General features: G+C 35.6%; 30 protein-coding genes. 26 read left to right on the top strand and 4 right to left on the bottom strand.

Annotation, left to right across the window (positions count from 1 at the left end; translation table 11 throughout):
- Positions 1–5,025: an Ig-like domain-containing protein gene (locus DB891_RS07595; RefSeq protein ID WP_116762189.1), complete on the top strand. Its 5,025-nt coding sequence runs from the start codon at positions 1–3 to the stop codon at positions 5,023–5,025.
- 511 nt (positions 5,026–5,536) lie between these two features.
- Here the strand turns inward: DB891_RS07595 and DB891_RS07590 are convergent.
- The 4 genes from DB891_RS07590 to DB891_RS07575 form a co-directional block, all read right to left on the bottom strand.
- Positions 5,537–5,800, bottom strand: coding sequence for a hypothetical protein (locus DB891_RS07590; RefSeq protein ID WP_116762187.1), 264 nt, complete (start codon positions 5,798–5,800; stop codon positions 5,537–5,539).
- A 980-nt stretch (positions 5,801–6,780) separates the two neighbouring features.
- Entirely contained in the window at positions 6,781–7,131 is a 351-nt protein-coding gene (locus tag DB891_RS07585) for a DUF2147 domain-containing protein (RefSeq protein ID WP_116762185.1), read from the bottom strand.
- 12 nt (positions 7,132–7,143) lie between these two features.
- A complete protein-coding gene (locus tag DB891_RS07580; protein ID WP_116762183.1) occupies positions 7,144–7,989 on the bottom strand; it encodes a DUF4339 domain-containing protein in 846 nt (281 codons plus the stop codon).
- Positions 7,990–8,021: 32 nt separating this feature from the next.
- Complete coding sequence (locus DB891_RS07575; RefSeq protein WP_116762181.1) at positions 8,022–8,375, bottom strand: helix-turn-helix domain-containing protein; 354 nt, start codon at positions 8,373–8,375, stop codon at positions 8,022–8,024.
- A gap of 262 nt (positions 8,376–8,637) precedes the next feature.
- Here DB891_RS07575 and DB891_RS17470 point away from each other — a divergent pair, with 262 nt between their 5' ends.
- From DB891_RS17470 to DB891_RS07465, 25 genes are all read left to right on the top strand, one after another.
- Complete coding sequence (locus DB891_RS17470; protein ID WP_124019501.1) at positions 8,638–8,826, top strand: hypothetical protein; 189 nt, start codon at positions 8,638–8,640, stop codon at positions 8,824–8,826.
- Entirely contained in the window at positions 8,823–9,077 is a 255-nt protein-coding gene (locus DB891_RS07570; RefSeq protein ID WP_116762179.1) for a hypothetical protein, read from the top strand. Before DB891_RS17470 ends, DB891_RS07570 begins: the two co-directional genes overlap by 4 nt.
- Complete coding sequence (locus DB891_RS07565; RefSeq protein ID WP_116762177.1) at positions 9,077–9,271, top strand: hypothetical protein; 195 nt, start codon at positions 9,077–9,079, stop codon at positions 9,269–9,271. Before DB891_RS07570 ends, DB891_RS07565 begins: the two co-directional genes overlap by 1 nt.
- 16 nt (positions 9,272–9,287) lie before the next feature.
- The gene (locus tag DB891_RS07560; protein WP_116762175.1) at positions 9,288–12,140 is read left to right on the top strand and encodes a hypothetical protein; all 2,853 of its coding nucleotides are present in this window, start codon (positions 9,288–9,290) and stop codon (positions 12,138–12,140) included.
- Positions 12,137–12,409 carry a hypothetical protein gene (locus tag DB891_RS07555; protein ID WP_116762173.1) on the top strand — a complete coding sequence of 91 codons (273 nt, stop codon included), beginning with the start codon at positions 12,137–12,139 and terminating at the stop codon, positions 12,407–12,409. Before DB891_RS07560 ends, DB891_RS07555 begins: the two co-directional genes overlap by 4 nt.
- Positions 12,410–12,412: 3 nt before the next feature.
- Positions 12,413–12,589, top strand: a complete 177-nt coding sequence (locus tag DB891_RS17600) for a hypothetical protein (protein ID WP_189337123.1) — start codon at positions 12,413–12,415, stop codon at positions 12,587–12,589.
- Between the two features lie 13 nt (positions 12,590–12,602).
- Positions 12,603–12,914: a hypothetical protein gene (locus tag DB891_RS07550; RefSeq protein ID WP_116762171.1), complete on the top strand. Its 312-nt coding sequence runs from the start codon at positions 12,603–12,605 to the stop codon at positions 12,912–12,914.
- 71 nt (positions 12,915–12,985) lie between these two features.
- A complete protein-coding gene (locus DB891_RS07545) occupies positions 12,986–13,312 on the top strand; it encodes a hypothetical protein (protein ID WP_116762169.1) in 327 nt (108 codons plus the stop codon).
- Positions 13,297–13,518, top strand: coding sequence for a DUF3850 domain-containing protein (locus DB891_RS07540; RefSeq protein ID WP_116762167.1), 222 nt, complete (start codon positions 13,297–13,299; stop codon positions 13,516–13,518). Before DB891_RS07545 ends, DB891_RS07540 begins: the two co-directional genes overlap by 16 nt.
- Before the next feature lie 4 nt (positions 13,519–13,522).
- The gene (locus DB891_RS07535) at positions 13,523–13,771 is read left to right on the top strand and encodes a hypothetical protein (RefSeq protein ID WP_116762165.1); all 249 of its coding nucleotides are present in this window, start codon (positions 13,523–13,525) and stop codon (positions 13,769–13,771) included.
- Between the two features lie 213 nt (positions 13,772–13,984).
- The gene (locus DB891_RS17890) at positions 13,985–14,119 is read left to right on the top strand and encodes a hypothetical protein (RefSeq protein ID WP_262497830.1); all 135 of its coding nucleotides are present in this window, start codon (positions 13,985–13,987) and stop codon (positions 14,117–14,119) included.
- Positions 14,116–14,553, top strand: a complete 438-nt coding sequence (locus tag DB891_RS07530) for a PIN domain-containing protein (protein WP_116762163.1) — start codon at positions 14,116–14,118, stop codon at positions 14,551–14,553. Before DB891_RS17890 ends, DB891_RS07530 begins: the two co-directional genes overlap by 4 nt.
- A gap of 236 nt (positions 14,554–14,789) precedes the next feature.
- Positions 14,790–15,509, top strand: coding sequence for a hypothetical protein (locus DB891_RS17595; RefSeq protein ID WP_189337122.1), 720 nt, complete (start codon positions 14,790–14,792; stop codon positions 15,507–15,509).
- Positions 15,510–15,519: 10 nt separating this feature from the next.
- Positions 15,520–16,665, top strand: coding sequence for a peptidoglycan-binding domain-containing protein (locus DB891_RS07520; RefSeq protein WP_116762161.1), 1,146 nt, complete (start codon positions 15,520–15,522; stop codon positions 16,663–16,665).
- A gap of 21 nt (positions 16,666–16,686) precedes the next feature.
- Positions 16,687–17,217: a hypothetical protein gene (locus DB891_RS07515; protein WP_116762158.1), complete on the top strand. Its 531-nt coding sequence runs from the start codon at positions 16,687–16,689 to the stop codon at positions 17,215–17,217.
- Positions 17,218–17,266: 49 nt separating this feature from the next.
- Positions 17,267–17,827, top strand: coding sequence for a hypothetical protein (locus tag DB891_RS07510; protein ID WP_116762156.1), 561 nt, complete (start codon positions 17,267–17,269; stop codon positions 17,825–17,827).
- 74 nt (positions 17,828–17,901) lie between these two features.
- On the top strand, positions 17,902–18,279 hold the full coding sequence (locus tag DB891_RS07505) for a hypothetical protein (protein ID WP_116762154.1): 378 nt from the start codon (positions 17,902–17,904) through the stop codon (positions 18,277–18,279).
- Positions 18,258–18,533: a hypothetical protein gene (locus tag DB891_RS07500; protein WP_116762152.1), complete on the top strand. Its 276-nt coding sequence runs from the start codon at positions 18,258–18,260 to the stop codon at positions 18,531–18,533. Before DB891_RS07505 ends, DB891_RS07500 begins: the two co-directional genes overlap by 22 nt.
- The gene (locus DB891_RS07495; RefSeq protein ID WP_116762150.1) at positions 18,521–19,303 is read left to right on the top strand and encodes a hypothetical protein; all 783 of its coding nucleotides are present in this window, start codon (positions 18,521–18,523) and stop codon (positions 19,301–19,303) included. Before DB891_RS07500 ends, DB891_RS07495 begins: the two co-directional genes overlap by 13 nt.
- Positions 19,291–19,488 (top strand): hypothetical protein, encoded by a 198-nt coding sequence (locus tag DB891_RS07490; RefSeq protein WP_116762148.1) that lies wholly within the window; start codon positions 19,291–19,293, stop codon positions 19,486–19,488. Before DB891_RS07495 ends, DB891_RS07490 begins: the two co-directional genes overlap by 13 nt.
- A gap of 13 nt (positions 19,489–19,501) precedes the next feature.
- The gene (locus DB891_RS07485) at positions 19,502–19,954 is read left to right on the top strand and encodes a hypothetical protein (RefSeq protein WP_116762146.1); all 453 of its coding nucleotides are present in this window, start codon (positions 19,502–19,504) and stop codon (positions 19,952–19,954) included.
- Between the two features lies 1 nt (position 19,955).
- Positions 19,956–20,378, top strand: a complete 423-nt coding sequence (locus DB891_RS07480) for a hypothetical protein (RefSeq protein ID WP_116762144.1) — start codon at positions 19,956–19,958, stop codon at positions 20,376–20,378.
- 12 nt (positions 20,379–20,390) lie between these two features.
- Complete coding sequence (locus DB891_RS17590) at positions 20,391–21,035, top strand: hypothetical protein (RefSeq protein WP_189337121.1); 645 nt, start codon at positions 20,391–20,393, stop codon at positions 21,033–21,035.
- A 102-nt stretch (positions 21,036–21,137) separates the two neighbouring features.
- Positions 21,138–21,746 (top strand): glycoside hydrolase family 19 protein, encoded by a 609-nt coding sequence (locus DB891_RS07470; protein ID WP_116762142.1) that lies wholly within the window; start codon positions 21,138–21,140, stop codon positions 21,744–21,746.
- Positions 21,743–22,081 carry a hypothetical protein gene (locus DB891_RS07465; protein ID WP_116762140.1) on the top strand — a complete coding sequence of 113 codons (339 nt, stop codon included), beginning with the start codon at positions 21,743–21,745 and terminating at the stop codon, positions 22,079–22,081. Before DB891_RS07470 ends, DB891_RS07465 begins: the two co-directional genes overlap by 4 nt.
- Position 22,082: the final 1 nt, after the last annotated feature.

Raw genomic sequence — 22,082 nt, 5'->3', positions numbered from 1 at the left:
ATGAAATTAAAAACATATTTCCTCCTTGCTTTTTTAACAATAGCTCCGTTAAAATTCTTTGCGCAAAATACGCTTTCCATGCAAGCTGTTGAAGTGGGAACCAACACAGATTTTGATTTAAACGTTGCATTGCAAAATCAGGATAATATTGCTGCTTTGCAATTTGACATCAATTATAACGCAACTGCTTTTGCATTGCTCAGCGGGCATGAATTAACCAGTGCTGCTCCTAATCATTCCCTTTCGGTAAGCACCCCTTCGCCGGGAATAGTTCGGGTTATCATTTACTCGACATCCAATGCGGTTTTAAATCCGGGCTCGGGTTTGCTGGTGCGCCTCAAAATGAAGTCTAAAACAGTGGCTGACACTTTTAATTGTGGCTTTAATAATGTAGTTGGGTCATCTGCCGCTAGTGCAGCGATAGCTATCTCAGGCATCAATCAAAATGTTATGGTAAAAGGGCCAACACTTAGCCTTTTGACCACTGGCGTGAATTTTGGTAGAGTTCCAATCGGAAGTAACCCAACGCAACAAATTACGGTTCAAAATACGGGAAATCTTCCTTTAATTCTTAATGGGAATACTGCGATTGCGCCCTTTACTATTGTTGGTTCGTACCCTGTTAGCATCAGTCCAAATGAAACCAAGAATATAGCAATTGGGTTAAATACCGCTGCCAAAATAAATACTACATTAAACCTAGGCTTTCAAAATAATGATCCGGATCCCATTAGAAACATTCAGACCATTGCCTTAAGTGCAACGGTTTATGCAGTAAATGAAATCCATATCGGAAACGGCGGTGGCACCATTAATACCGAAATTGAAATCCCTGTTTATGTCAATAATATGGAAGCTTTTAATGGATTTCAATTTGATGTTTTGCTTCCTGCCGATATCTCCTACGTGAATAATTCTATCTTACAATCATTGCGATTTAATGGACACGCCATTAGCGTCTCTGTTGTAAATGGAAACACATTACGATTTATTGCCTATTCAAGTTCAAACAAAAATTTTAATGGAAGCAGTGGAGAGTTGTTCCGTTTCAAATTAAAACCGGCAGTGTCTTCAGGAACTTATAATTTGAACATTTCGAGTCCAATTCTTTCAAATGCTACTTTGGGTAATATTGAATCCGATTCTTACAACGGTTTTATCCAAATTAATTCGCCGAATCTCTCGATCGATAATACTACAATATCTTATGGAAACGTCCCTATTACCGAATCCAGAATAAGCAATGTAACATTATACAATACCGGCTCTTCATTGCTGATAATAGATTCGATTGTTACATCATCCGGTCAGATTATGATAGATGCATCTTTACCTATTGAAATTTTACCTGGAGCAAGTAAAATGGCAAAGCTTATTTATAAGCCGACTAATATCGGCTCTTTTTCGGAAACGGTTTCTTTTAGATACAACGGCCCTGATTTGCAAAAAATAGTAAACGTTCAGTCTACTGTTTTTTCTCCCAACTTTGTAATGGTTAAAGACCAAACGGGTATTAAAAATCAATTAAATAATTTTTCGATCCTACTAAAGAATACTGATGCCGTAAGAGCCATTCAGTTTGATGTGGAGTTGCCTTCGGGTTTTAACTTGCAATCGTCTAATCTCACAACTACGGCAAGGTCTGCAGGTTTTAATGTATCGGCTTCACTACTAAGTACAAATAAATATAGAATATTGTTATATAGTTTCTCTAACGCATCCCTAAGTGCAGGAACTGAATCTATTATAAATTTCCCGGTCTCTTTAAATTCTAATCTCAATTCCGGGAATTATTCTTTTGTTTATTCCAATGTGATTTTAAGCAACACTGCAAATCAAAACATCAGTAGTATAGCTTTAGAAGACGGAAAAATAACATTCAATGATGCGCCAATAGCAGTTGCGGATCAAATCACGGTTGACGAAGGAGGCGCAGCTACAACTCTTGTCGGAGGCGCAGCTACAGTTTTATCAAACGACACCGATGCGGAAAACAATACACTTACCGCTGTGTTGGTATCTGATGTAAGCAACGGAACTTTAACATTGAATAGCAACGGAACGTTTAGTTATGTGCACAATGGTTCCGAAACTGTTTCGGATGGTTTTACCTATAAAGCAAATGACGGGACTTCAAATGGTAATGTAGTCACGGTAATGATAAGCGTTACTCCGGTGAATGATGCACCAATAGCAGTGGCAGACCAAATCACGGTTGCTGAAGGTGGCACCGCTACAACTCTTGCTGGCGGCGCAACCAGCGTCCTGACAAACGATACCGATGCGGAAAATAATACGCTTACCGCAGTTCTGGTTTCTGGTGTTAGCAACGGAACTTTGACATTGAACAGCAACGGAACATTTTCTTATGCTCACAATGGTTCTGAAACTAATTCAAATAGCTTTACCTATAAAGTAAATGACGGGACTTCAAACAGCAATATAGTTACGGTAATGCTAACCGTTACTCTGGTGAATGATGCACCAATAGCAGTGGCGGACCAAATCACGGTTACCGAAGGTGGCACCGCTACAACTCTTGTTGGCGGCGCAGCCAGTGTGTTAACAAACGACACCGATGCGGAAAGCAATACCCTTACCGCTGTGTTGGTATCTGATGTAAGCAACGGAACCTTAACATTGAATATCAACGGAACATTCAGTTATGTACACAATGGTTCTGAAACCACTTCCGATAGCTTTACCTATAAAGCAAATGATGGAAATGCTGATAGTAATGTAATCACAGTGACGATAACCGTTACTCCGGTTAATGATGCACCAACAGCGGTTGCAGATCAAATCACGGTTACCGAAGGGGGCACCGCAACAACTCTTGTTGGTGGATCAACTAATGTTCTAGCCAATGATATTGATGCTGAAAATAATATACTTACTGCTGTCTTGGTTTCTGGGGTTTCTAATGGAACCTTAACGTTAAACAGTAATGGAACTTTTTCTTACATTCACAGTGGTTCTGCAACTACTTCAGATGGTTTTTCTTACAAGGTTAATGATGGGACTTCTAATGGTAATGTGGTTACGGTTGTTATAACGATTACAAAATTATTATCAACTAATTATGTGATGATTAAAAACCAAATGGGTATTAAAAATCAATTAAATAATTTTTCAATCCTACTAAAGAATACTGATGCAGTAAGAGCCATACAGTTTGATGTTGAGTTGCCTTCGGGTTTTAACTTACAATCCACTAATCTCACAACGACAGCAAGGTCTGCAGGTTTTAGCGTATCGGCTTCTCTGTTAAGCACAAATAAATATAGAATATTGTTATACAGTTTCTCTAACGCATCCATAAGTACAGGAGCTGAATCTATTATAAATTTTCCTGTCTCTTTAAATTCCAATCTAAGCGCCGGAAATTATTCCTTTGTTTATTCTAATGTAATTTTAAGTAACACTGCAAATCAAAACATCAGTAGTGTCGCTGTAGAAGATGGAAAAATAACCATCAATGATGCGCCAATAGCAGTTGCCGACCAAATCACGGTTGCAGAAGGTGGCACAGCAACTACTCTTGTTGGTGGTGCAACTAATGTTTTATCAAACGATACCGATTTAGAGAATAATATCCTTACCGCTATCTTGGTTTCTGATGTTAGCAATGGAACTTTGACATTGAATAGCAACGGAACTTTCAGCTACACTCATAATGGGTCTGAAACCACTTCGGATAGTTTTACCTATAAAGCCAATGACGGAAACGCTGATAGTAATGTAATCACAGTGACGATAACGGTTAGCCCGATGAATGATGCACCAACAGCGGTTGCAGATCAAATCACGGTTACCGAAGGGGGCGCCGCAACAACTCTTGTTGGTGGATCAACTAATGTTCTAGCCAATGATATTGATGCTGAAAATAATATACTTACTGCTGTCTTGGTTTCTGGGGTTTCTAATGGAACCTTAACGTTAAACAGTAATGGAACTTTTTCTTACATTCACAGTGGTTCTGCAACTACTTCAGATGGTTTTTCTTACAAGGTTAATGATGGGACTTCTAATGGTAATGTGGTTACGGTTGTTATAACGATTACAAAATTATTATCAACTAATTATGTGATGATTAAAAACCAAATGGGTATTAAAAATCAATTAAATAATTTTTCAATCCTACTAAAGAATACTGATGCAGTAAGAGCCATACAGTTTGATGTTGAGTTGCCTTCGGGTTTTAACTTACAATCCACTAATCTCACAACGACAGCAAGGTCTGCAGGTTTTAGCGTATCGGCTTCTCTGTTAAGCACAAATAAATATAGAATATTGTTATACAGTTTCTCTAACGCATCCATAAGTACAGGAGCTGAATCTATTATAAATTTTCCTGTCTCTTTAAATTCCAATCTAAGCGCCGGAAATTATTCCTTTGTTTATTCTAATGTAATTTTAAGTAACACTGCAAATCAAAACATCAGTAGTGTCGCTGTAGAAGATGGAAAAATAACCATCAATGATGCGCCAATAGCAGTTGCCGACCAAATCACGGTTGCAGAAGGTGGCACAGCAACTACTCTTGTTGGTGGTGCAACTAATGTTTTATCAAACGATACCGATTTAGAGAATAATATCCTTACCGCTATCTTGGTTTCTGATGTTAGCAATGGAACTTTGACATTGAATAGCAACGGAACTTTCAGCTACACTCATAATGGGTCTGAAACCACTTCGGATAGTTTTACCTATAAAGCCAATGATGGAAACGCTGATAGTAATGTAGAGACGGTAACAATAACTGTTTCAAAAAGTTTATCAACCGATTCATTTGAAAAAACAATTACAGTAAGAGTATATCCAAATCCGACAAATGATATTATAACGGTAACCATACTAGATGAGCTTATTTTAGAAAAAATAGAACTGTATAATAGTTTAGGACAATTTATTGCGCGGTATGCTAAAAACACAATCTCAATCCAAAACCTGGCTATGGGTAATTATTTCTTGAAAATATATACATCCGGTGGGAATATTTCTAAAAAAATAATTAAGATTTAATCAACTTCTAAATTAAGCTTGTAATTAAAAGCTAAAGAGAATTATTAAAAGGGATTGCTAAAAATAATTTTGGCAATCCTTTTTTTTACTAAAAAAGAGCCTTGAATTATTGTCCTATTATTGGGGTACAGTACATTTTATCCTTTAAATACTTTGGGCGAGTATTTAATAAATAGTTTTTGAAAGTGGAATTTTTAATTTTAAGATTATAATGACATATATATGTCGTCTAGCTCTTCTTGTCTTATGCCTAGATATCGCTTTGTGCGGATAATTATAAGTAAAACTAAGTTTTTAAATTTTATCCTATTTTAGGACGTGGAGTTGTTTAAAGTAATATGTAACGTCTTGTCGAATATGCGTCCGTTTGCTACTATTGTTTTTGATATGGGTTCGCAAATTAAGTTTTTATAATAGTTGCTGCCTAATTTAAGGAAAACTACAGTTTGTCGAAATAGACTGCTCCCAAATAATGTCTAATTTTTTGGGAGCAGTTCAAATCAGAAGTCTTTTATTTAATATCCTCATGTTCTAAATCATCAACAGCTGCAATCTGGTCAAGTATGTTCGTTTGATTGGGTGAAATATAGTTTTTCACTTCGCTGGTATTTTCTTTCTTAAAAAGTAGGTCTAACGCGTTGTACAGTCTTAATAAAACGTCTCTATCCTCTTTTTCAATTTCTAAGGCTGTGTTAAAATTAAAAACATAATTATTCGAATTGCGAACTTCTACTTTTATCGTTTTTGACGTGATTTTAAATTTGACTATGTCCATGTTGTTCCGTTGTTCTTTTTAGGTATTCGACATTCTCTTAGCGAGTTCTGTTTTTATTGTATTTTTTTGTATTGTAAATCGTCGTCTGTTCTCTATTATATTGCCTGCTAAAAATAGTGTTTTGATTTGATGTAAATATAAATCCTTCGATAAATATTAAGGATACTAAATTCTTTTTTCTAATTCAACGGATTGGGTTCTAAAAGGTGTTATTTAGTCCAAACGGCCCTATCTGCTTCGAAAATTAAAATAGTTGAGTGAATTTTAAACAGTAAAAACGAAAAATTAGATTTCATTTATATCTTTTCCGCTTAATGTTCGCGTCTCAATTTATAAAATTCCTCACTCGAGTTCCTCACTTGAGTCCTCACTTGAGAAATTTGAAGTCGGTATTTTCTAAACATAATCCCAATAAAAAACCCTTAAACAATTGATGTTTAAGGGTTTGTTTTTTGTAGCGAAGACGGGACACATTACCCTTATCACTTAAAACCCAATCAATTGATTATCAAAACTTTTATTTCTCGTAAAAGCAATAAATTACATATACATTGACAAGAATTTGACACTAGCCAAATCCGTTAATTCTTTTTATCCGTGCGCCTTTCCACGCAACGGCAATAGCGCAGCGGTTGCATTTTAACCGTTATTATTGGTTTGTTTGCCAGTACAAATGCGATAGCTTTTGTACTGGCAAACAAACCAATAATAACACCGCTTAGTTTTTTTACGGAGGGGGCGATTTCTAAGCTCTAGCTTTTCCCCTCTCCCTTTACCCTCTCTATAATTTCTTTAAAAAAAATGGAAACATTGGAAACATTAATGTAAACCCTTGGATTTATTGGTATGTTCCTGTTTTCCTTGTTTCCTTTTTGTTTCTATTTATTTATTTGTTTCCAAAAAAAATGGAAACAAAAAGAAAAAAGATAAAAAAATAAGCCAAAAACTAAATTTTGGCTTGAAAATTTATGTATGCAAATCTATTTAACTCTTCTATACCTTAAAGAATTCCCTCTTACACTTCGTAAATAATACAAGGTTAATTCTTCACTATTCAAAGATTCAATAGCCCAAATGCTTACGTTTTTATTATCTATCACCTGATTGATGCATGTAGAATTACCCAGTCCTTTTGAAAGGGTATATTTTTTTGTCTCCCAGTCATCCATTCCTGTTGTAATTTCTTTTCTCAAATTATTCGTGAATATCAAAAAAACTCTTTTATCGTCAATACTTTGCCATTTTCCTTGCAACAATTTTGGGTTTATTTTTTGAGAGAATGAATTTAACGATGCAAATAAAAATATTACTAGTAAAATTATTTTTTTCATAATACTTTTAATTTATTTACAGAAATATTGGTCGGCACTATTGCCGCTATCACTTGGATAGCAAAAGTGCATTTTTTTGGAATATAGGCTATTATAAGTAAAATCTACAGACTTGCCTCTTTCACTATCTGGTGCCTGTATACTTTCACTTGTGTTTGGTTGAACATTTGTAAACTGTACAATCTCGGTTTTATAATATTGTCCATTCTCTTTAATGTATCCAACCTGAATTTCTGCAACATCAATTACGTAATCCGTATTATTTGCAAAAATAACTTCAAGATTAAAAATCCCTCCTATTTCTCTAGTTTGATATTGATTACTTGTTACAGTTAAGAATTTTTCAAAATTATTTCTATATGTCATGTTTTTTTCAGTAAGAGCAGAAATTTCGCTTTGAGCGGTATTTGCTTCAGAAATTACATCAACATTACTATTTTGTAATTGTGAATCTGTTGGTTCAACGTATGCAGAATCTGCCCGAACAGAATCGTTTGAGATTGAATTACTCGATTGAAAAGAATTGAAATAAAAAAACATTATAATCAATCCAACAACTAACGCCCCACCAATCAGTATATTTTTTGATTTTTTCTTTTCATTACTAGATTGCTTTTGGAAGTTTTCAAAAATTGGTGGTGTGGAATCTCTTTTTTGTTGATTTAAACTTTCAAATTTTGGAGGATAAGTATGAGAATTTAATAATGGTTTTAATTCTTCTACTTTATCAACTGTCGTCCAATTATCTAAACCTTCATACCATATAGGTGTATCTTTTTTAAGTTGAATTGTTTGAAGATGTTCAAAATCAAAAGGTCCTTCTTCATTTTGACCATTATGCACAAAAAATTGCCTCATTATTCTTAATTATTTAGTTACTGCATAGCCACTTAGCTAATAGTTTTGATACGTTTTTTTTCGGTTTCGCAATCTTCTAGTTTTCGCTCTACAAATTCTATTTTTTCTTTATAAAATTCGATACGTCCTTCTAGTTCTTTTATTTTTTCGTCGCAATTGCTTTGCAAAGGTGTTGCAACTTTCTGCTTTTCATTATCGCTTAATTCAATCAACTCGAAAATTGAAATTTCCAAAATTTCGGCAATTTTTTGCAGTTTTAACAATCCAATATCCGTAGTTTGTTTTTCATATTCGCCAAACATTCTTACTGAAACATCTATTTTATCCGCCAAATTTTGCTGACTTAATTTTTTTAATTTTCTAAACTCTTTGATTTTCAATAACATAAAAAATATTTATAATAAAATATTACTTATTTTGCCGAAATATTTTTTAATTCGGAAATATATTGCTTAATTTGTAATTGAAAGCGGATAAAAACCCACTTTAAAACAGATTAAAAGCAACTTGCAAGGTAATAAAATTTTGCAGCGACTTTTAGAAAAACAGTAAGGAAATTTTAACAAAAAAATATCCCATCGCAAAACTGTTTTAACTATTTGTTTGTAAGGCAAATATTATGCCAATAGATGAGAAAAAGTAAGAAATATGATAGCGACCAAAAAAAGTATTTACAGAAAGTACAGATTGCACCAAAAGATAAAGAAAATGTATCGCTATCAATACAGTACAAAAACAATTTTTGTGCCTTACAACGAAGATTTGCAAAACAAATACATACTTGAATTGCAACGTAATTATGATTACCAAATTCAACTAGAAATACCTATCACATGATAACGGAAAAACAGAAAGAGACGATAATAGAGGTTTTGGGCAAACAGTTTTCGAGATTAATAATCCAACATCTCACGAAAAAGAAAATCTTTAATGCAAACGGTCACGAATTTTCGCCCGCCTCCATCCAAAAGATAGTTTCGGGAAAACAACCCAACGAAACCGTTGAACTGGAAATTGCAAAACTCGTTGCAAAGATTAAAAACAAAAAGAAAAAAGCACAAGAAACTAAAAACAAACTTTTTAAGTAATGGCATTCATCACCACAAAAAAACAACTGGAAGCCTATAAAGAAAGGATTGAACATCAAATGGAATTATTACCCTTGAGTTTAATTTTTTCAGAGGAAGACAAAGGAGCAATTTATACTATCTATAGAGACCTTATAGAAATTTGCGACAGAAGAATTAAAAGTTTCCCCGAAAAATACAATCCATTCCTATAAACCACACCTCCTAAAGATGACTAACCAACCATACAACCTACAATTACTTTGGGATGCTTCCGATAATGGACTGAAATACTTTCACGATGTATTTCCCGACAGTGTTGGCAAAGAAAATAAAAACAAACATTTCATTACCCACAAAGAAGACACACCAAGTACTATTCTTTCCAACAAAAAATCGGCTACTGAGATTTATTCTATTTTTAATTTTTCGGATAAAAAAGGACTGAATGCAATAGACCACGTAATGCAGGAACGTAACATTCTATTTGTGGAAGCGTGCGAATATTTGTTTCAAAAATACGGTTTATCAAAAACGACCCTGCAATTTTTCAAACCCGAAACTACTTATGAAACCACAACCGAACCCGCTGGAATTTGGAAAATTGATTATGCCGACAAAGTAGCTAATTACAAAAACTTTGCTCCGTTTTTAACAGAGGGTGATTGCTCGGAATATGGCTTTTATAGTGTGAATTCCTATTCAAAAACATTCATCAACAGCAAAACACAAGTGCCTACTTTATTGACGGTTAAGGCTACGGAGAATTACCCAATTTTCGGGTACAAAAACGAGGGCTTTACAAAAATGTACGAACCCAAAGCCCCGAAAAAAGACAAGTATCTCTTAAAACACCATTTTTTAGGCACAAAACCACCTCGTCATATTTACGGATGGGAACGCCTTTTTGATATTATAGGGAAAGAAGATTTTGCGGAAATAGAATCGATTTTACAGCAAATAAAAGATACTGACGATGCATTTTACAAAAAGAACCTAAGAAAAAGACTTGCAGAATTGCAACTCGATAGCGTAATTATTGCAACTGGCGGAAGCGATGGGCTAAACCTTGCTTCATTGGGCTATGATGTAATTTGGTTCAACTCGGAAGCTGAAATAATTTCATCTACTGAAATGCACCAATTACGCAAAATTGCAAAAGTAGTTTATTATGTCCCCGATTTAGACACAACAGGAGTAAAACAAGCCCTTGCAATGGGTTTGCAACACTTGGATATAAAAATAGTTTGGTTGCCTACAGCTTTAAAATTAGAAAAGAAAAAAGATTTAGGCGACTGGGTTTGTAAATACAAAGCCAATAATTTAGAAATGGTTCGAAATATGTTCAAACAATTGCTATCACAAGCAATGGAATTGAAATTTTGGGAACGCAACGAAAAAGGGGGCTACACTACTCACAACAAAAAATTGATTCATTTTTTGGTTTTAAACGGCTTTTTTATTCACAAAACCACCAATAACAACCCCGACAGCACAAACGATGTTGAGGAAACAAGAATAGTCCAACTAAAAAAAAACGTAGTACAAATGGTTTCTCCACGAGAAGTGAGAAATTTTGTACTGCAATTTATGGAGGAAAAATTCATTGATTTGAAAGTTCAAAATATGATTCTGAAATCAATCTATTTTTCTCCCGAGAAACTATCATCACTAGCACAAATTGATTTAAACACGAATACGGCAACACAAAAGAGTCAAGTTTATTTTTTCAACAACAAAGTGGTAAGCATTACCCCAAAAGAAATTGTAGACAACGAATACAAAGAAGTTGACAATACGGTTTGGAAATCGAATATTATTAAACACAATTTCGATTTGCAAAACCCCTATTTCACAATTGCAAAAGATACATCGGGGAATTGGAAAATTGACATTTTGGATAATTCAAGCAAATACTTTAAAGTATTGATAAATACCAGTAGGATGTTTTGGCAAAAAGAAACCAACGACAAACACCAAGATATTAATAATTTCAACATTACAGGCGATAAGCTAAGCGAAGAAGAAAACGGAATACAACAATTGCAGCTTATCAATAAAATGTACTGCATAGGATACCTTTTGCATAAGTACAAAGATGAAGCAAATAGTTATTTTGTGTTAGGAATGGACAAGAAAATGGGATTGTCAATTAAAGACAGTAACGGAGGCTCGGGAAAATCATTTCAGATAAAAGGCTTGTACCAATTTCTAAAAAACAAATTGACCATTTCGGGAAGAACAATCCTAAAAGATGATCCTAAATTTATGTTTGATGGTGTAACGGATGCTACGGATATTATATGTTGGGACGATTTACCTCAAAATTACGATTACAATCAGATTTTCAGTATCGTTACTGAGGATTTGACGGCAAACCACAAAGGAGGTAAAAAAGTGTATATCTCTTTTGAGGATTCCCCAAAACTTTGTGCAACAACCAATTTTGTACCCAATGACATTACAGCCGCCTTAAAACGTAGGCTATTGACGTATCAATGTAGCGACTATTATCACGAAAAAAGTGAGGAATACCACGAAACTCGAAAAATTAAAGACAGTTTTAACGGAGAAACTTTGTTTAGCAAAGATTATTCGGAAAAAGACAAAAATAAGGACTTTAATTTCATGTTGCAATGTTTGCAATTCTATTTATCCCAAGACGATAAAATAGATGCGCCCGAAGAAAACTTAATCATTAGAAACTTACAGCAACAAGTAGGGGACGTACAACTACACCATTGCAATGATTTTTTTAGCGATGCAACAAAACTTAATTCTTGGTTTCCTAGACAAGAAATACAACACGATTATGCTATAGAAGCGGGAAAATTTGCAAAAAATCCAACCTCACACAAAAAAGGGTTAGACTGTTATTGCAAAATGAACGGTTGGGTATTAGAAAGTAAAAAAATGATTGTAAAATGTCAAGAAACGGGAGGGCGCAAAGCAGTAGAACATTATTTTATAAATACAACTGGAGAAATTAAAACACATGAAGCACCTGCGGAACCAACCGCAAAACAATTGCAACCCGAAATGATGTTTGAAACAGTAGAAACCGATTTACCCGACTGGTTATGACAACAAAAGTAATCATGCAATTAAGGGTCGCCACTAGAGAAGATTTTGCAGACCTCTACGGTAATAAAAGAATAGGAGTACTGTATTTTCAACAAAACCACGATGGCGAAATGTGTACGCAGCCATTCTATTTTAATGAGAATACCGAAATACACAATTTTAGACAATTGTATTCTACCAGTCAAATTTTTGTCCCTGTTAGGATTTTTGATGAAGTGGGAATTTTAGAAGCAGAAAAAGAAATAACAAACACAACCGTAAATCAATAAACTATGAAAACCTATACTTTATATCAGTTGCAAAGCGTATTACAAAAACTCAACCAAGGCGATTTATTTAAGATCAATGGACAATTAAATAGTTGGGAATTTTGGGACGAAAACAAAGACTACTATTTCATTAAAAACAACATATCAAAACAAAAAATATTAATTCAAAAACTAACCTAAACAATAAAAAAAAATGGCAAAGCAAGGCAAAAAAAGAACAATGAGTATTTGTTTAACAGACGTGGATAAATCAAGGGTTTTGGTACACGGAAACGGCAAAAAATACCTAATGATTGAAACTTGGGATTACGATGTTCCCGATAAATTTGATAATGATTTTAGTATCTCAATTTCGAGAAATAAGGAAGAGGCTGAGAGAGTGAAAAACGGAGAAAAACTAGACCGAATTTTTATTGGCAACGGGAGGATTTGGGAGCAAACCGATGCGATGCGACCAATGACCGAAGCCGAAATAAAAGAAGCGGGAGACGATTTACCGTTTTAATCAATAATTCAGTCTAAAGTTTCAATCATCAGTCAAAAATCTATTAAGAACCAAAAACCGCAGAACCTACAATGATTTTAAAACAACTCAATTATATAAGAACCAAAAAAGAACTCCAAAATTTATATTTAAGCCAAATGTCCGAAAGAGTTTTGATCGATGAAATAAACGACATTCTGAGAGAAACAAGAACAAGTGTTTCGATGGGAATGCGACACTTTGCAAAGAATCTACTAACACATGAAGTGATAATATTCATTAAGAGAAACGGAACACCCGACGGTTACTTATTGTCTGAGGAGTTAAAAATTAAACTAAAGGAATATGAGGAAAGTTTGATGAATCAAAAGCAGCTAGAGTGGAAATTTGAAAAAGCGAAAATATGCAACACGATCTAAAGATAAAATACGAGTTTGCCCAACTTCATTTTCAAGGCAAAAAGGACTGGGAAATTAGGCTTAATGACCGAGATTTTAAAACTGGCGATTGGGTACAGTTTACAGTTTTAGAGTTTGGTTTTGTTTACAGTAGACAAATCACAAATGTTTTTGAAGGCTTCGGGCTGGAAAAAAATTACGTAATACTATCCATAAAAAACGATTAAAATCATGGCGGCACTAAAATCGTATAACCCCACCAACGCAATAATAAATCAAAACTTTATTATTCGAGTTCTCGAAAACCCGAAAGAAAATAAAGTAAAAAACACAAAATTGACCACTGCAAACAAGCTTTCTAAGTATTTAAATGACGACGAAATGAAAATAAAGCTTTTTAAGAAAGTTTTAGAGGGTACAAAAGACAAATACACCTTTCTAATACGAAGTAGGCTTAAAATAGATTTTTGCTCAAAATAACTTTTTACGGTAAAACGAACCAAAATAAAGCCCTTTAAGCCGTTTTCTTTTCAAACCACACAAACGAGTGTTTCGGAAAAGAAAGCGGCTTAAAATTAATTTTCACTCAAAATAACAAATCGCCCCAAAACAGGCGGTTTCCCTTTACCCCAAAAACTTTTGCAAATAATCATCCCTTTTTGCATACCTTTGTATATCTAAAATATAAAAACGATGGCAACTAAAGTAAAAAAAACAGACTTGAATGCTCCTAAAAAAAGAGTAAACAAAGAAAAAGCCATACAGGAATTATCTAAAATGATAAACAAAAGTATGACCCGAAAGTATTTGGAAATTTACTTAAAATGATAGTCATAACAGACAGTAACATAATTGTTAGCGCATTAATAAAACCAAACGGAACCGTTGCAAAGGTTTTTAAAAGTAAAAGCCAAATTCAGTTTTATGCTCCAAGCTTTCTGAAAGACGAAATAGAAAATCATTTTTCTAAAATTGTTCAATTATCAGATTTGACCAAGAAAGAAGTGCAGGGTGAACTTAATTTTTATTTCAAAAGAATTAAGTTTATTGACATTTCAAACATACCTAAAAAATATATTTTGGAAGCTTTTGATATTGTTGCGGATATTGACCCAGACGATGTATTCTTTGTAGCGTTAAGCCGATTCAAAAAACATAGACTTTGGACTTCAGACAAAGTTCTCATAAAAGGACTGGAGAAAAAAGGATACAACATTTGCATTACGACCACGGAAATCAAAAATAGCCTCTACAAAAAATAATCAAACTAAACCACGCCAGTCAGCGTGGTTTTTTTATGCCCTCTCCCAACCGCTTCACTTCGAAGCGGTTTTTCTTTGCGAAGCTATTGCAAAAGTGTTGCAAAGAAATCCAAACGCACGGAAAGCCCGCAAAAGTCCGCAAACCTCTAAAGCCACAAAAATAGTCGTCTAATCTTTACACCCAACATAAGAAATAAACGAAAGCCTAATACTCTATTGATGAGAACGAAACGAAAATGAACATTGATAACTTGTTAAGAAGAAATTTGTTAGGCGGTCAAGAGTACGAGCCGTTGTTCCCGAAAGTTAGCTGTGATAAGACTAACCTAGGCAACGGCAATACTTTTGATACCGTGCGAATGATAAAGGATATGGTAATTAAATACCAGTATCAAACAAAGAAAGTTGCAACGCTTTTGCAAAGGGAAACGCTAAAGGAAACCTGCGATAAAATATATTGGTTTTTGTACCATCATATTCAGTATAAAGCTGACGGTGCTGAACAAATGCTGAGAAGCCCTGCGTGTGCGTTCAAGCAAAGAGTTGAGGGCGTGGATTGCAAAACCTATTCAATTTTCGCTAGTTGTTTGCTAGCAAATATGGGAGTTAGGCACTATATCCGTCAAATTAAGCAACCCAGTTTTAGACCTGATCTATACACGCACGTTTATGTAATTGTGCCTTTAAATCAAGAAACTGGAAACATAAAAGAAGGGTATTTAATTATTGACGGCACAACGAGTAATAACCGAGAACCAATATACACAATGAACCACGACACAGAAATTAATTTACCTCATTACGGACTAAATGCTCCAAAATCAAAAACCGTTGCAAAGAAATCAAAAACCATTGCAACAAAAGGCAAAACCGTTGCAACGAAAAACAGCAACGGGAAAGTAGTTCTAGGAATAGGAGCATTTTTGGCCGGGGTGTTTCTTTTAGGAAAAAAATAAAAAAGGAACCATGATATATTTAAATGACGTAGGAGGAGATGGGTTAGGAAAACCGAGAAGAGGATTTAAAAAATTCTTGAAAGTTGCAAAAATAGCCGTTGCACCACACACATTATTACAGAAGAAACGAAACCGAAAACCAATAGCCGTTGCAGCACCTGCAAACAACGTTTACACCGCCGATGTTGAAACTGTTGAGAACGTAGATAGTGGAGAAATTGGGCTTGGGAAAGCGAAGTTTAAAAAGGTACTAAAAAAAGTAAAGCTTAAAACTGTTGTAAAACAGGTTGGTAAGGTAGCAAAATTTGCAGCGCCGATAGCAGCGGGATTTATACCTATAGCAGGTGGCACGGTTTCTAAAGTGCTTGATTCAAAGATTGGAAAAACAGCCATGAAATTAGGGAAGTCAAAAGTAGGAAGTGTCGTTTTGAGTCAAGCAGGAATTAACCTTCCCGATTCAAAACCAAAAACAGAGGTAGTTTCGGTAACAGATAAAGACGGCAATAAAACTGCGCCCCTAATTCCAGTAAAAAAGAAAAAAAGAGGCGCAAAGATTTTACAAAAGAAAAAACCCATTGCAACACCACAAAAAAGTGTTGCGGCAAGTCCAAAACCCAAAGGAAAATCTCCTTTGAAGTTTAAAAAGAAAAGCAAAAAACTAGCCATAGGAAGCAAGGGCGAAGACGTGAAGGCGCTACAGGAACAACTGGGAATAAAACCCGATGGCGATTTTGGACCAAAAACACAGCAAGCTTTGGAGCAAGCCACAGGGCAAACGTCAATCAGCACCGAAGACGTTCAAGCTCCTGCGCAAACACTAGCCATAGGAAGCCAAGGCGAAGGCGTGAAAGAGTTGCAGGAACAATTGGGAATAAAGCCCGACGGCATTTTTGGGGTAAAAACTCAACAAGCCTTGGAACAAGCCACAGGGCAAAGAAAAATTAGCACTAGAGCGATCCAAACGCAGCCAATGGACGAGGCGGAACCACAGGGCGAACTGACACCAATAAAGCCTTATGAAGAATCGCTAGAAACACAGGCAGCAAGTCCAACAACGGCAGCTGCTCAGGGAGCACCAAAAAACAACACCATATTATATGTAGGTGGTGCGGTTGCTTTGGCTGGGATAGCATATTTAGCGACAAGAAAAAAGTAAGTAATTAATAAAAAGTAGATAATGAATAAAGAAGTAGTAACAATTGGAGGGGCGGTACTAGGCGGTATGGTATCAAATGGAGTAAGTACGTTATTGCCCCAAAATCCTAATAGTGGATTTATTAATGCTGTCATTGCGGGAGTATCGGTATTTGGAGCGACAAAAGTAAGTGGCACAGGCACGAAAGAGAATCTTTTGAGAGGTGCGTTGATGGGTAGTGCATTGGCTCAGGTTTCTATTATACTCAAAAAAGCAGGGACGAAATATTATGCTCAAAAACCCGAAGCAACGTCCAAAGCCGATCTTTTTACAAAAGGTGTTTTAGGCTTGGGTTGTCCTGATGAAGGCGGATTGCACGGTGGATTAATGGGAGCGGACGGAAACGTTTACGAGTATGACGAAAGCGGATTGCACGGAACTTTTATGGATGAAAACGGAAACGTTTTTGAACAGGCAGATGGATTGCACGGAGCAGAAGAAGAAATCTACGGATTGCAAGGTGCGGAAGACGAATTGTACGGACTGCAAGGCGAATACGACGGAGAGTACTAAAAAATAAAAAAACAACCAAACTGGGAATTATCCCGTAAAAATCAAGAAAATGAACAACAGAAAAACACAATTATTGTCGGCAGTAGCTACATTGAAAGCCAAAGATCAAGGCGGAGTACCACACGTAGGAAGAGTAGCATTAACCGATAAAACACTTTACTTAAACGTAAACGTGAAAGGTCAAGGCGGAACAATCGCATTAATAGACGTGAATACAAAGCGTGAGGTTGGGGTAACCAATCTTGACGGAAACCGTTTGAATGCAGGACGTGATTATATCATTGACGGTGTGAGAGTTCTTAAAGGAACAACAGCTTCGGCAAACGTGAGAAGCGAGAAATATTCTCAAACGGTAGTATTGGATGAAGCGTTGCAAAATGCAGAAATCAGAATCAAACAAAACGGAAACATTTTGCTTGACATGCCAATGAGTGACATCTCAAATCCAAGTAGTACAAACGAAGTGTTTAGAAACATATCAACATCTCCGTTAATTCAGTCAAACATGGAATTTGAGTTTGAAATCGAATATCCAAAAGGTGTTTCGGTTCCTGCTGGGGCAGACTTGAATATCCGTTTCGAATTCAGAGCGCACCAAGCTAAAATCTAAAAAAAGCACGGAATCATTAAATCAAAAAAGCCGTAAAGCATAAGGCTTACGGCTTTTTTTTATTCACAAAAGAAATGAAAACCAAAGAAAAAGTAATCAACCTAATCATTCCAAATGGCTCGAAAGAAGCAACCCTATTAACCGCATTAGAATACGGTTACATATTGGGAGCAGAGGTTCACACGAACCACACAGACATTGAAAATATGGCTGAATTTGCAATAAATGATGATAGCGGAATAGCTATTGCTAAATCATCTCATATTAACCACTGGAAACGTAGAGAGGGAGCGGGTTTTCACGACTCGTACAAACCGTTGCAGTTTGAAACAAATGCCAAGACGTTCAATTTCATTGCAAAAACAAAAACAGCCGTTGCAAAGGACACGTATTTTAATGCGGTTCTTATTTACAGCGTAACCGAAATCAAATGCTCAAGTCCAATCCAGTAGTCTTAATAACCAAGGAAGACGTAAGCGTAAAAGTTGAAAACGTTACCACAATGGAAGTTTTTAACGTTGGAGATGTTGATTGTACTTTCAATAATACAATCCTCAAAGCTGGCAAAAACAAAACGCTAGTCGTTGCAGACGGCACATATTCGGACGTTGACATTGACGTGGTTTTCTCAACCAAGGCTTTGACGGGTTACGAAAAGAAAATAGAAATAATCTACAAAAAAATTATACCCCCATGCGTGAATTAGATTTATTAATGGAAAAACTCAACAGCGACCAGTACGCAGGCGTTTCCGTTTTCGATTTAGATACGAATGCGTTTCTATTTCGCAACAAAACCCATGCTGAAATAATGCAGGAACATCAAAGTGCTGAAAACTTTTTTGAATCCCTTTTTGCAAAGGGACATAAAACATTGGAGTTGACTCAAAAGCGCAAAAATGGTTCTTCCTATAAAGTTTTGGGAGCGAGTTTCAAAGTTAATTTTTCGCCTGACACACAAACGGTACAACCGCAAAGCCTTTCACAAATGCAAATACCACAAGTACAACAACCAATTTTTGCTGAACCAATGCAAAACTCTTTCGGATTGGGAACATTGGACATTGTGAATCTTATGGTATCAAAAGGCGATGCTACAAGGCTTTATACAGAATGTGAAATCTTGAAATCCGAAAACAAGGAGCAAAAGAAGCTTATTGAGGAACTTAAAGAGGAAAGGCTTGCTACTAAATACAACAGCGAGAAAAGCAGCGCAAACCAAGGTATGATAATGGGAGCATTACAACATTTGCCAGCATTGGCGGGTATATTTAACGGTGGCGCAACGGCGGGACTTGCAGGTGCGGTAGAACAATTCACAACACCAGCCAAAAAAGCCTTTGCAACTACATTGCAACAACTTGACGATACCGTTGTGAGCGTATTGTACAACATCAACACAGGACTAAATACGAATAATGAGTTTTCGGTAGAACTAGCGGAACTCTTAAAAAAACATAACCTATGGCAGTCATAAGCAAAATAGAAATAGAAATCACAACCAACACGCCTTTTGAAATCAAACCAAAAACAGAAGCTTTGACAGCTTTGGCAAAATTAGATTTGGACGTGTTACAAAAGTTATCAGAACTATCTAAAAGCCCAAAGGCTATTTCCCAGTTGAAAAACAATTTCGGAATGATTAAGGGGTTTTTGGGATAAAAAACCTTAAAAAATGGAAGAAGGATTAAAAAACCCAGCACTCGTTGCCTATGCCAGTAGCGAACACGGACAAAAGACCATTGCAAAAAGTACGGATTTGGCGTTTTTACTTTTAAAAATTGGGCTTATAGGAGGGTTATGCTTTTTTGCTTACTATAAAATTTTTATGGGTTTCAAAAAAAGAGAAGAGGACAACCGCTACAAGCCAAGTAAGATTAGCACATTAGAAGCCAAAGCAAGAGCCGAAGCAATCTATACCGCAATGATGGGATTTGGAGCCAATTATGCCACAGTCGAAAAAAACTTAACAGGACTGAACTACAACGGTTTTATACGATTGTACAACGCCTTTGGAGAAAGGCGAAGTTCAACCCTCTCTAAAATGGATTTAGTAGAATGGCTACAGGATCAGTTTAAAGAGGAGGATATTTCTAAACTTAGATTTTTAATACAAGGATTCTTTTAAAATGGAAAAGAAAAAAGCAATAATAATCGGCTTTTCCGTATTGGTTTTGGGCGTTGGGGCATACTTCCTTACCAAGACTAACAAAGACGGAAAATCCATATTAGGAGGAAAAAAGAAATACATAGACGAAGGCGACATCAACACCGCCCCTGTTTTTTCGGCAAAGCAAAAAGTATCATTACTCTACGAAGCAATGAACCGTTATAGCGGAACAGATGAAACCCTTATCGTGGAAACTCTAACAGGAGTAACACAGGCGCAATTTGGAGCGATAAACAAATTGTGGGGATTAAAGAACTATAACACGCTGTTGGGTTACAATACCGTAGGAGGGTCAAAACTACCGCTAAAAAGGTGGCTTCGAGAAGAGTTAAACGATGAATATTACATTTTATTGAGGAAAAAGTTTCCTCTTTACCTATAAAAGAAAATGAAAATGAAAGTGAGTAATGAAGATAAAGTTTTAATAGGTGTTGGAGTGGTTGGAGTTCTAGGGCTTGGTTATTTGTACTGGAAGAAAAAACAGAACGAAAACCAAGTAGAAGAAACGCCAAACTACCTGCCCGAAGAAACGCCAAAAACAGAACTTGACAGAAACAAGTTATTAGGCAAAGGAAGTAAAGGCAAAGAAGTGAAGGAGTTGCAAAGTTTACTTAATGTAAAAGATGACGGAGATTTTGGAAAAATTACTCTAAATGCTTTACAAAAAGCAAAAGGAGTTTCGGAAATAAGCCTTAATCGGTTCCAAACGATAAATACAATTGCAACACCAGCTGCAGCACCAGTTGCAAAGACTGCTACGAAGACAGCTACAAATACAGCTGCAAAGCCTGTTGCAAAACCAGTTGCATTGCCAAAAGTGGGAGCAAAACTTATGATTTCAGTCCCTACCGCTACACTTTACAATTCCAAAAAAATAGCCAACGGTTCTTATACCAATACTGGAGAAGCAGTTTGGGGGAAATTCAGTTATGGGGAATCAGCAGGAACTTTTAAGACAGCAACCGCAAACGGGAGTTATCTAGTTCAAAAAGATGGCAATTACTATTTTATAAATGGTAAACACGTAAAACCGTATTAAAATGACACAAACAACAGAATCAACATTAATGATTGGAGGAATAGCAATACTAGCATTAGTGTTGCTATTACCGAAATCCGAACCTAAAAAAGTAATTCTATAATGGTAAATTTTATAAGTGTAAACAGTGGGTCTTTTTTTAATTCGTTCAAAAAATACGGTATTACCACCCCTTTACGAATCGCTCATTTTTTAGGACAATTGGCACACGAAAGCGCAAATTTTACAGCAACCGTTGAAGATATATCCTATGCTAATGCACAAAAAAAGTATCAGAACCATAAATACTTAGGTAATACTAAACTAGGCGACGGATACCGATTCAGAGGGCGTGGATTAATCCAGTTGACAGGAAGAGGAAATTACCAGAGATACAAAAATTATTCGGGTATTGATGTAGTAAATAGTCCCGAATTAGCATCGGAATTAATAAATTCTATTGACATAGCTTGTTGGTACTGGGTTTATGGGAGTGCTTGGGGTAATTTAAATAAATACGCAGATAAAGACAGCGTTTTATCAGTTACCAAAGGAGTAAACGGTGGAACCAATGGATTAGCGGAAAGAAAGTTAAAAACAGCCTATTTCAAAACCCAAAAAATCACGCTAGAGGAATTAAAAAAAAAAGTCAATCCAACACTACAAAGAGTTAAGCCTACTGTTTGGAGTTGGTTTAATAACGGTAACAACAATATATTTTACAAAAAATGAAGGAAACATTAATAAATAACATCAAATATTATCAGGACTATATTTTGTTCCTATTAGTCGTACTGGCAGGGATTTTTATAAAAATATACAATGCCGTGCTAAAAGGGAAAAAACCAACTCTTAGCTTTATTCTTGCCGAAGGTATTATAAGTTTTTTTGTTGCAATTTCGGTTTATGCCCTTTTCGACCAGTTCTTGCATTGTAACCGAATGTTTACCTACATGGTTTGCGCTTGGGGTGGCTTCAAGAGTACACTATTTCATGATAAATTAGAGGAATTAATCTCTACTATTTTCGAAAGTTTAAGAATTTCAATAAAATCAAAACGAATTTAAT

This window comes from Flavobacterium laiguense (genome assembly GCF_003097655.1).
In the GTDB taxonomy this organism is placed as follows: Bacteria; Bacteroidota; Bacteroidia; order Flavobacteriales; family Flavobacteriaceae; genus Flavobacterium; species Flavobacterium laiguense.
This window is presented reverse-complemented; position numbering and strand designations above follow the sequence as displayed.